General features: G+C 27.8%; 11 protein-coding genes. 10 read left to right on the top strand and 1 reads right to left on the bottom strand.

Annotation, left to right across the window (positions count from 1 at the left end):
* Nucleotides 1-995: EAL domain-containing protein (locus KGF50_RS17295; RefSeq protein ID WP_227849213.1), on the top strand; the 995-nt coding region annotated here is incomplete at its 5' end.
* Nucleotides 996-1,187: 192 nt separating this feature from the next.
* On the opposite strand, the gene KGF50_RS17290 is transcribed toward KGF50_RS17295, so the two are convergent.
* Nucleotides 1,188-2,147, bottom strand: coding sequence for a helix-turn-helix transcriptional regulator (locus tag KGF50_RS17290; RefSeq protein WP_227849212.1), 960 nt, complete (start codon nucleotides 2,145-2,147; stop codon nucleotides 1,188-1,190).
* Between the two features lie 109 nt (nucleotides 2,148-2,256).
* Here KGF50_RS17290 and KGF50_RS17285 point away from each other — a divergent pair, with 109 nt between their 5' ends.
* From KGF50_RS17285 to KGF50_RS17245, 9 genes are all read left to right on the top strand, one after another.
* Complete coding sequence (locus KGF50_RS17285) at nucleotides 2,257-2,709, top strand: DUF6194 family protein (protein WP_227849211.1); 453 nt, start codon at nucleotides 2,257-2,259, stop codon at nucleotides 2,707-2,709.
* Between the two features lie 385 nt (nucleotides 2,710-3,094).
* A complete protein-coding gene (locus tag KGF50_RS17280) occupies nucleotides 3,095-3,463 on the top strand; it encodes a GntR family transcriptional regulator (protein ID WP_227433073.1) in 369 nt (122 codons plus the stop codon).
* Between the two features lies 1 nt (nucleotide 3,464).
* A complete protein-coding gene (locus KGF50_RS17275; RefSeq protein WP_227849210.1) occupies nucleotides 3,465-4,190 on the top strand; it encodes an ABC transporter ATP-binding protein in 726 nt (241 codons plus the stop codon).
* Complete coding sequence (locus tag KGF50_RS17270) at nucleotides 4,184-4,948, top strand: ABC transporter permease (protein WP_227849209.1); 765 nt, start codon at nucleotides 4,184-4,186, stop codon at nucleotides 4,946-4,948. The genes KGF50_RS17275 and KGF50_RS17270 overlap by 7 nt, the downstream gene beginning before the upstream one ends.
* Before the next feature lie 258 nt (nucleotides 4,949-5,206).
* Nucleotides 5,207-6,457 (top strand): MFS transporter, encoded by a 1,251-nt coding sequence (locus KGF50_RS17265; protein WP_227849208.1) that lies wholly within the window; start codon nucleotides 5,207-5,209, stop codon nucleotides 6,455-6,457.
* 184 nt (nucleotides 6,458-6,641) lie between these two features.
* Nucleotides 6,642-7,526 (top strand): mechanosensitive ion channel domain-containing protein, encoded by an 885-nt coding sequence (locus KGF50_RS17260; protein WP_227849207.1) that lies wholly within the window; start codon nucleotides 6,642-6,644, stop codon nucleotides 7,524-7,526.
* A gap of 154 nt (nucleotides 7,527-7,680) precedes the next feature.
* The gene (locus tag KGF50_RS17255; protein ID WP_227849206.1) at nucleotides 7,681-8,298 is read left to right on the top strand and encodes a PepSY domain-containing protein; all 618 of its coding nucleotides are present in this window, start codon (nucleotides 7,681-7,683) and stop codon (nucleotides 8,296-8,298) included.
* Between the two features lie 107 nt (nucleotides 8,299-8,405).
* The gene (locus KGF50_RS17250; protein ID WP_227849205.1) at nucleotides 8,406-10,937 is read left to right on the top strand and encodes an FAD-dependent oxidoreductase; all 2,532 of its coding nucleotides are present in this window, start codon (nucleotides 8,406-8,408) and stop codon (nucleotides 10,935-10,937) included.
* Nucleotides 10,938-11,154: 217 nt separating this feature from the next.
* A partial coding sequence (locus tag KGF50_RS17245; RefSeq protein WP_227849204.1) for a VTT domain-containing protein occupies nucleotides 11,155-11,744 on the top strand: 590 nt, incomplete at its 3' end.

The raw sequence follows: 11,744 nt of genomic DNA, 5'->3' as shown, positions 1-11,744 counted from the left end.
GATTAGAATGTATATTTAAAGAATTGGATTTATTTAATAGTAATCAGGAAGAAAAATATAAATTAGTTTTAAGTTGTGGAATATACTTTATACTTTCAGAAGATAAAGATATAAACTCAATAATAGATAGAGCTAATATACCTCATAAAATGGCAAAAGGAGGACATAAAAGTTCATATGCATTTTATGATAACAAGATTCATGATCAAGAAATAAAAGAAAAAGAGATGGAAAATACAATGTTCTCAAGCTTAGAAAATAAAGAGTTCATAGTATATTTGCAACCTAAAATAGAACTAAATACAGGAGAAATACAAGGTTCGGAAGCACTTGTACGATGGAAAAGTCGTGATAAGGGATTAATTCCTCCAAATGAGTTTATACCATTTTTTGAGAAAAATGGTTTTATAATAAATTTAGATTTATATGTACTAGAAGAAGTTTGTATACAACTTAGAAAATGGATTGATACAGGTATAAACCCATTAACTATTTCAGTTAATGTCTCAAGAATACATTTATATTGTAATAATTTTATAGAAACCTATAAGAATATAATTGACAAGTACAATATACCTGCAAAATATATAGAACTTGAATTAACTGAAAGTATTATATTTGATAATTTTGATATTTTAATTGATATAATGAATAGTTTAAAAGAGATAGGCTTTTTAATATCTATGGATGATTTTGGTTCAGGGTATTCATCATTAAATATGTTAAAAGAAATTCCTATGGATATTTTAAAACTTGACCAAAAATTTATCATGGAAACATATAATAGTAAGAGAAGTAAAATAATTGTTACTAAAGTTGTAGAAATGGCAAAGGAATTGGGTATGAAAGTAATATCAGAAGGGGTAGAGACAGAAGCACAGTTTAAACTCTTGAAGGAAGTCAAATGTGACATGGCACAAGGATATCTATTTGGAAAACCAATGCCAATTGAAGACTTTGAAAAATTGATTGCATACACTTCAACAAAAGAATAATCAATTTATTTTATAAAAAATGAATAAGTTATATTAAAAATGAACTCTAATTTAGTGTTCATTTTTTATGTGGATTTTTATCCATCTATCTATTGAAATATGTAAACATTAACAAATATAAATTATAGTCTTACCTCATATGGATTAACTAAAACACTAGAATGTAGTCTCTATTAGAGATATCCATTGAAATTACATTCCAGTATTTATTTTGCAGTAATGATTATATAACTCCTGAACTTTTGATTTCATCAATGTTTTAAGCTCAATTGGTTCTAGTACTGTGGCCTCTTTTCCAAATGACAAGAAATATTCAGCTACCCAGTTTAGCGTTGTTTTTGAGATATACATATCTATGTAGCCTCCATCAGGAAAAATAGTCAGACCTTTTGCTAATAGAAATTCTGTCTCACAGCGTTTTACTCCTATATCTGTCAGTTGAATTTTAATATGATAATCTTTAGCAACTTCTAAATTTTCAAGATATTCATGTATTGAATTTGGAATATTGTATTTTGAACTTGTTATATTTTCTAGATTTACAATCTTTTCAATCCTGTCTACACGAAATTCACGGATAGATTTTGATTTTAAACAATATGCTGGACAGTACCAAAGTCCATTCATTGCATATAGACCAACAGGGATAATTGTGCGGATACTTTGGCTTTTTTTTGATGAATATTGAATTGTAAGAGCGGAATTGTTTATAATTATGTTAAATAGCTCTTTCAGCAAGGGAGAAGAACAATGTCTATCTGGTGTCCAGAATACAATTTTATTTTGTATTTGAGCAATATTATGCTGTATATCTGCTGGTAGGCAATTTAAAAACTTCTTTAATACAGAGACTCCCTCTTGTTCAAATGGCAAATCACGGTAAAAAGCTAACGATTGATAGGCAAAAAATATTGCTTTTGCTTCACTTTCTGAAAAGGTAATTGGTGGTAGTATACGCTCTTTTAACATATGATAACCACCTCCTGCTCCTGTTTCTGAATATAAAGGGAATCCCATGCTTTCTAATGCTTGTAAGTCCCTAAGTATTGTTCGTTTTGATACACAAAATTCTTCAGCCAATTCTCTCAAGGTAAAATTTCTTTTTGCATTTATAGTTATTATCAATTCAATTAAGCGTTCAGCCTTTGACATTTTTATACTCCTTTTTTTATAATAGTGACAATTATTGTCACTATTATATGATAGGATATTATCATGTTAAAAGCAATATAAATATTACAGAAAGGATAATGTATTTAATATGAAAGCTGAGGATATATTCAATTATTGTGTATCAAATTTAGAGGATGTTATTTTAACAGACAATTGGGGGGAAAGAGGTATATTCTACAATCCTAATGGAATTCTAAAGAAAGGAGTATATGTTCTCACTATCAAAGAAAAAGATGGTGAAAATGACAAAAGTTCATCGCTCAACAGAACTAATGTTTATCGTGTAAATTTAAGTTTAAAGAAAGAAACTTTTATTAAAATGTTTGATTATATTCCAAAACGACCAGGTGCTGGACAGATTGTAAAAATGGATTTTGATTTTACAAAAATGGATATAATTATGTCACATCCTGTTTACGCATGGATGTCATGGGCATGTGTCTTAAATCCTTCAGAAAAAACATTTGAGGAATTAAAAATAATGATACAAGAGTCATACAACTTGGCTAAGGAAAAATTTGCTAGGAGAATAAAAAAGTAATAGTATATAAAGATAATTCTAATAAAGGCTGTCAACTAACTAAAAGTACAATTCTATTTTTTCACTTCATATATTCTTATATATTCACATAAAATTTGGCAGCCTTGGACAAAAATATCCAAACAAGACAAGAGAAAAAGAAATACTTAAAGAAACATTAAAAAAATAGGACTTAAGTAAATTTTTTTGGTTATACATATTCAGAACAGAAAATTTTAATATTTGATAATAGGTTTTATAATGTTATTTTTTTATAAAAACTATGTTTAAATGAAAAGTTTCGTAGATATTTATAATTTTATCTAAAAATAGTTGACATATAGGCTGTATTATTATATTATTGTATTAAGAGATTAATACAATAATATAGCGAGGAGGAATAAATATGGAATGGGAACTTGATAATAACAAACCTATATATATACAATTAGTAGAACATTTAAAGTTAAAAATAGTTTCAGGAGAAATAAAAATAGGTTCTAAATTAGAAACAGTAAGAGCACTTGCGGAGGATGCTGAAGTTAATCCGAATACAATGCAAAAAGCTTTAACAGAACTGGAAAGACAGGGGTTAGTTTATAGCCAAAGAACAAAAGGAAGATTTGTAACAGATGATAAGGAAAAAATAAAAGCTATGAAAGAGGAAATAGCCAATGTTGAAATAAATACATTAAAAGAGACTTTAGTAAAACTTGGATATGATGAAGATGAAATGCTAAAACTTATAACAGAAAATTTGAAAGGAGAATTATAAAATGGATAAAAAAGTAAATGATGTTTCTCAAAATGAAATAGTTGAATTTAAAGGTGTAAATAAAAGCTATGGAACTAAAAAAGTCTTAAAAAATATTGAATTAAATATACCAAAAGGAAAAATAGTTGGATTGTTAGGACCTAATGGAAGTGGTAAGAGTACAATGATTAAGTTGATGAATGGACTGTTACAACCTGATGATGGTGAAATCATGATAAATGGAATGAAGCCATCTATAGAAACAAAAAAAATAGTATCATACTTACCAGAAAGAACCTATTTAAATGACTGGATGAAGGTATCAGACTTACTTAAATTTTTCTACGATTTTTATAGTGACTTTGATGTTAGAAGAGCAAATGAAATGGTTAAGAGTCTAGATATTGATGTAAATGAAAAATTAAAAACAATGTCTAAAGGAACTAAAGAAAAAGTACAACTTATTTTAGTTATGTCAAGAAAGGCAAATATATATATTTTAGATGAGCCTATTGGAGGTGTTGACCCAGCTGCAAGGTCATATATACTTAAGACTATACTAAAAAACTATTCTGAGGATAGTACTTTGTTGATTGCAACTCATTTAATAAGTGAGATAGAAAATATATGTGATGAAGTAATATTTATATCTAAAGGTGAGATAGTACTACAGGGAGATGTTGAAGCAATAAGAGAGGAAAAAGGTAAATCTATAGATGCATTATTTAGGGAGGAATTCAAATGTTAGGAAAACTATTAAAATATGAGTTAAAGGCAAGTGGAAGAACATTTATACCATTATATATAGCTATAATAGTAGTGGCTATATTAAATGGAATATTTATGAAGATTGATATATTCCAAATACAAGGAATAGGAATACTTGTACTTACAAGTCTTTTTATGGCACTAGGTGTTTTAACTATTGTAGTTACAATTCAAAGATTTAGAAAAAATCTTTTGGGAGATGAAGGCTATTTAATGTTTACTCTTCCTGTTAGTACTAGTTCGCTTATATTATCCAAATGTATAACAGCACTTATATATGCGGTACTTAGTTTTATAGTTGCAGTAGTTACATTTTCAGTACTAATGTTTTTTAGTGCTTCTGGAATTGAATTTGCTGAGATTTTAGATTTTTTTAACAATGTTTTTAAATTGGGATTTGAAAACCTTTTAGATATTTTCTTGTTATTATTAACAATGCTTATTTCATATACTTCATTTATTTTGCTTCTATACACAGCAATTTCAATGGGGCAATTACCAAGATTTAATAAACATAGAAATGTATCTGCATTTGTTTCTTTTATAGTTATAAATATGATAATATCAACTGTTGGTAATACAATTGAAAGATTTTTACCAGGAGAAAATACTAATATGATTTATCATTTATATCAAAGCTCTCATTTTATATTTGCTATACTTGGAAGTATTATACTTTTAGTAATATTATTTGTTGCTACAAAATCTATACTAGATAGAAATTTAAATTTAGAATAGATATTTTTATAAAGAGCCATCTTTTAGAGTTACCCTAAAAGATGGCTCTTGTTTACTTTAAGAAGTAAATAATTAAGTATTATGTAAATAGGAATAAATTCTTATATATGGTTAAATATGTATGTGTATTGTATAATAGAAATGCATATTAAAAATTTTGATAAATAATTACAAAATTCTTATAAACAAATTCCACAAGTAGAAAGTCTACAAACAGAGTAATAAAAGTTAAAATTACATAGATTTGAGGGAGAAAATATGAAAAGTTATACAAAGGCTAAATGGAGTGTTTGGGGCATAATTACATTTTCATTTATTTTAGTCTTATTTTTAAGGATGTCAACTGCTGTTGTCTCAGATAATTTAGCAAAAGAGTTAGGCTTTAATTCTATACAAATATCAAATATAGCATCATTTTGCCTTTACTCATATGCACTTATGCAAATACCAGCAGGTATATTAATTGATAAATATGGAGCAAGAAAGATTAGTAGTATTGGAATAATAACAGCGAGTATAGGTTCTATACTATTTGGATTAATACAAAATATAGAATTAGCCTATATTTCTCGTATAGTTGTAGGAGCAGGAACATCTGTAATACTACTTTGTATCTTAAAAATTCAAGGTAGATGGTTTGATAAATCAGAGTTTGCTTCTGCAACAGCTAAGTTCTCATTTGTTGGGAATGTGGGAGGAGTTCTTGCTACTTTTCCGCTAGTATTTTTGTCCGAATTTATTGGTTGGAGAAATTCATTTTTATTAATAGGTATAATAGGCATTTTAATTGGATGTTGTATGTATATTATTGTTAGAGATACACCAAGAGAATATGGATTTAATGTAAATGTTGATATTTATGAAGAATCAGAAAAAATTAGTATTATTGAAGGGATTAAGTCTGTTATAGTCAATAAGTCAACATGGTATAATTCAATAATAATGTTTTCTTTTGTAGGTTTAACAAGTGCATTTACAAGTCTTTGGGGAGTAAGATACATAATGGATGTTTATGGAGTTAGTAAGAGTTTTTCTGCATTTATAGTATCATTTTTTACGTATGGATTTATATTTGGTTCAATAATTATGGATTTTGTGTTTGCAAAAATAAAGTCTAGCAAGTTTAACATAATAAAATATGGTGCAATGATAGACTTATTCATATGGATAATAATTGTAATTGTTTTCAAAGTAAAACCGCCAATAATGTTTTTACCAGTATCATTTTTTATAATGGGGTGTATAGTCATGTCACATTTACAAGTATTTAATGATGCTAAATATAAGAATAAAGAGATTTATTCTGGATTAGCAACTAGTGTTATTAATACCTTTGAATTTATAGGAAGCGGTATTATTAATTTAATCATAGCTATATCTTTACAAATAAATTTTTATAATACAGTTGATGGATACAAAAGAGGATTTATTGTATTTATAGTATTAAGTATTATAACTATAATAGCATCTCATATTGGTGTAAAAAATGATGATTTTAAAACTCAATAGCATTTTCATAGTGACTTAGCATAAAATTTTATAAATAATACAAGGTTTGTATTTAGAAAAAAGAGCTAACTGGAATATAAATCTTGTTTACTATGATTAAATGATATTGTATCATATTAAATAGAAAAATAAGAACTTTAAACTATAATATTGGTTCTAAAATATAAAGTAAGGAGTTTTTTCTATGGATACAACAAAAATAGATGATATAAGCAAGTTAGATTTAAATAATCTAGATATTAATAAAATGGATATGGGAGGTTTGATGGAAAGCCTTTTGGAGTGGGCAACTACAAGTGGAGTAAAACTTATAATAGGTCTACTTATACTTACTATTGGATTTAAAATAATAAAAAAAATTGTAAACCATGTCATGACAGTTCTTGGTAAAAGAGATGTAGATTTAACATTAAGAAGGTTTTTGAAATCTCTTCTTTTAAGTGTACTTAAAGCTGCTGTTATAATAGTTGTTCTTGAATACTGGGGCATGAGTTTATCTAGTTTTGCTGCTGTAATAGCTTCAGCAGGGGTAGCGATAGGTTTGGCACTGCAAGGTAGTTTATCAAATTTTGCTGGAGGATTTATTATACTTTTGATTAGACCTTTTAAAGTAGGAGATTACATAGAAGCAGCAGGTCATGGAGGAACAGTTGAGCAAATAGGACTTTTTTATACTCAATTAGCTACTCCAGATAATAAGCAGATACTTATACCTAATGGTTCTGTATCAAATGATAGTCTGATAAACTATTCTGCAAAAAATACTAGAAGGGTTGATTTAGTTTTTAGTGTAGGATATGAAGATGATATATTACATGTTAGAAGAGTCTTAAAAGAAATTGTAAACAAACATAAATTAATAATAAATGAACCAGAACCATTTATAGGAGTAGTAGAACATGGAGATAATGCCATTAAATTTGCAATTAGGGCTTGGTGTAAGACAGAAGACTATTGGACAATTTACCTTGATTTATTAGAAGAGGTCAAAATTAGATTTGATGAAGAAGGAATTACAATACCTTATCCTAAAATGGATTTAACAGTCAGGGAACTAAATAAAATTTAAGTTTTTAATTATATAAAAGGGATGCTATTTAAAGCATCCCTTTTAGGATTCTAAAGAATTAAAATAAAGTAAAAAATATTTGCAATATAAAAGGGTAAATAAAGGGTTTAAAGGGCATAATATAGAATAAATTAATTATTTAAGGAGGATTTTTATGTGTAAAAAATTATATTTATTAGTGGCAAGTATACTTATTGCAGGTTCATTAACTGCGTGTAGTGGAAATTCAAATTCAGGACAAGCACCTCAAAATGGCAATACAAAAAAAGAAACAAATGCTTCAAATAGTGATTTAAAAGATGACAAAACTGAGGAAAGCTTAATGAAAAAAGATTTTAAAGTACCTTATACAGATGCAATGAATATATTTAAAGACAAATATAAGGATGCTGATATAGTAGATTTAAGTCTTGATAGAGATTTAAAAAAATATGTTTATACTGTTGAAGGTGTAGATGATAACAATGAGTATAAGATGAAAATAGATGCTAATACAAAAGATGTATTAGAAGATAAAACTGAAAAATTAGATTCAGAAGATTTAAATGGTAAAGCTAGAAAAGAAAAATTAGATTTAAATGATATAATAACACCTGAAAAAGCTATGGAAATTGCATTGAAAGAACAAGATGGAATAGTAAAAGAATGGAGTTTAGATAAAAATTTAGATGTTACTTTTTATAAAATAAGAATAGATAAAGATAAAAATGAATATGACATAAAGGTGGATTCTAAAAAAGGAACTATACTAGAGGTAGAAAAAGAAGATTAAAAGTTTTAGATTACTTTTAAAATAAATTCTTTTTTGAATAAAACTTGTTTAAAATATAACAAGCAGGGTATAAAAAGGTTAAATAACTATTTTAGGAGGAGTACGGTATGTCATTAAAATCACTGAAAATAAAAGAAAATTTATATTGGGTAGGTTCGCTTGACCCTAATTTAAGAGTATTTGACATAATTATGTATACACCTTATGGAACAACTTATAATTCATATGTCTTAAAAGGCACAGAAAAAACAGTTTTATTTGAGACAGTTAAAGATAAACATTTTGAAAAGTATATTGAAAGATTAAATGATTTAAATATAGACTTTGAAAAAATTGACTATATTGTGGTAAGTCATACTGAACCAGACCATGCAGGAAGCGTTGAAAAGCTTTTAGATTTAGCAAAAAATGCAAAAGTAGTAGCTTCAGAAACTGCCATTAAGTATCTAAAGGAAATCGTAAACAAAGATTTTGAATATATTGCAGTTGCAGATGGAGATGTGCTATCAATAGGTGATAAAACTTTAGAATTCTTCTCTGTGCCTATGCTTCATTGGCCAGATACTATATACACATATATAAAAGAGGATAAAACTCTTGTAACATGTGACTCATTTGGAAGTCATTATAGTAATGACAAGATAGTAAACACTCTTAATGATGAAGAAGAAAAGGATTACCTAGATGCCTTAAGATATTATTATGATTGCATAATGGGACCATTTAAACCATCTATGGTAACTGCTATAGAAAAGATAAAAGATTTAGATATAGATACAGTGTGTCCAGGTCATGGACCAGTATTGACTGAAAATCCTAGAAAAGTTATAGACCTTTATTATAATTGGAGTGTAAATGAACAAGTAAAATTAGAAAAAGAAGTTACAATTTGTTATGTTTCTGCACATGGATATACAAAAATCATGGCAGAAGTTATAAAATCATATATTGAAAAAAATAGCAATTATAAAGTAAATTTATTTGATGTAATAGAGCATAAACAAGAAGAAATTCTAGCTAAAATAGCAGTATCGCAAGGCGTATTATTTGGAACACCAACAATATTAGGGGATGCATTAAAACCTATATGGGATATATTAGTATCTTTAAATCCAGTTCTTCATGGTGGAAAAGTTGCATCAGTATTTGGTTCATATGGATGGAGTGGAGAAGGTATAGAAAATGCTATGGAGAGAATCAATCAGCTTAGAATGACAACAGTGAAGCCATTTGCCGTTAACTTTAAACCATCAGAGGAAGAAGTTGACAAATTATATACTTATACAGGAAAATTCTTAGATAAGTTAAATTCTACTTTTGGAAGTAAAAAGAAGACTAAAAAGTTTAAGTGTGTAATTTGTAACGAAGTATTTGAAGGAGATAGTGCTCCTAGTATATGCCCTGTATGTGGAGCCAAAGAGGATCAATTTATAGAAGTTGAAGAAGATGAGGTTACTTTTAGAAAAGATACTGACGAATATTTTGTTATAGTAGGAAATGGTGCAGCTGGCTTCTATGCAGCAGATGCTATAAGAAAAAGAAATAAGACTTGTAAGATAACTATGATTTCTAATGAGGATGAGTTAACTTACTACAGACCTGCACTTTCTGATGGTATAAATGAAGAACTTAATTCTGATTTCTATATGGAAGATAAAGCTTGGTATGACGAAAATAACATAGTAGTAATATTAGGAACAAATGTAGATAAATTAGACGAAGCAAATAAAACTATTGTAGTAAATGATGGAGCTATTAAATTTGATAAGCTTGTAATAGCTACAGGAAGTAGAAACTTCATACCACCAATTAAAGGTCATGATTTAGAAAATGTATTTACACTTAGAAATATAAAAGACTTATATAAAGTAAAAGAAGCATTAGAGAAGTCTAAGAAAGTTGTAGTAATTGGTGGAGGGCTATTAGGTCTTGAAGCAGCATGGGAATTTAAATTAAAAGGATTAGAAGTAGTAGTAGTCGAAGCAATGGATGGTATATTATCAAAACAACTTGATAAAGAAGGAAGTAAAATGCTGGAGCAATGTGTAAGAGATACAGGCATAGATGTAAGATTAGGTGTGGCAGTTGATGGTATTGATGGCGATGGAAAGGCTAAAAAGGTTATATTCAAAGATGGCAATAGTGTTGACTGTGATATGGTAGTCTTTTCAATTGGAGTGAGAGCAAATACTCAAATGGTTCAAGATACATCTGTAAAAATTGATAGAGGTATTGTTGTAGATAATACATTACAGACAGATGTTAAAGATATATACGCTTGTGGAGATGTTGCACAAGTAGGAAACACTAGTCTAGCAATATGGCCATCTTCAGTAGAAATGGGAAAAATAGCAGGAGCAAATGCAAGTGGAGATAATTTGAAATTTGAAAGTGATGTATATCCAGTTTCATTAGATGCAATGAATGTTAAAGTATTTAGTATTGGTAATATACAAGATTTTGATAAAGAAATTTCATCAAAAGATGAAGGTAAAAGAGTATATAAAAAATTATTTATGAAAGATGGTTCATTAGTAGGAGCTATACTTATAAATGATTTAAGTTGCACTGTTAAATTGATAAGATTGATATCTGAAAAAGGGGACTTTGAAGATATTATGAAGTCAGATATACTATAGTTTAAATATATCCAGATAAAAAGAAAAGGTCTTGAAATATGATAGATTCATATTTTGAGACTTTTTTGTTATAATATATAATAAAATAAAGATACCTTAACTGTAAATTTACATAAATTATTTACTTTTGAATATTAGATTCCTTTTTGAAATTGGTATGTAATAGCAATATAGAGTATATAATAATAGTTAAAGTTAAAAAAAGGGGAAAAGCAATATGCAGTATATACAAGAATTACTTGATTTAACTCAAAACTATTGGGTGTTAGCCACAATAATTGGTTTATTAAGTGCATTTATAGAAAGCTTTATACCAGCCTTACCACTTGTGGCGATAGTTACAGCAAATGCTGCTATACAAGGGTTATTACTTGGGTGTTTGTTATCATGGATTGGCTCAGGGCTTGGGACAACCTCATTATTTTTATTAATAAGTAGATTTACTGATAGTAGACTTTTTAATAAGTTGAGAAATAGTAAAACTGAAAGAGCAATAAGTTGGATGGACAAACAGGGATTTAAACTGCTATTTATAGCATATGCTTGTCCATTTATGCCTGGATGTTTAGTTACTGTTGCATCAGCTTTTTGTAAAAAAGATATAAAAGATTTTGTTCCAGCAATGTTGGCAGGAAAATTTGTAATGTTTATAGTAATAAGTTATGTGGCAAGTGATATAGAAGGATTTATAACAAGCCCACTAAAGATAGCATCATTTGTACTATTAGTATTTTTATCATGGAAGATTGGAAGTAAAGTTAATAAAAACCTTGAAAATCATAACTATGAATTTCATCATAAAAAACA

Source organism: Clostridioides sp. ZZV15-6598 (assembly GCF_020657705.1).
Classification (GTDB): domain Bacteria; phylum Bacillota; class Clostridia; order Peptostreptococcales; family Peptostreptococcaceae; genus Clostridioides; species Clostridioides difficile_F.
Note: the sequence above shows the minus strand (reverse complement) of the source record. Positions and strands in the feature narration are given on the sequence as shown.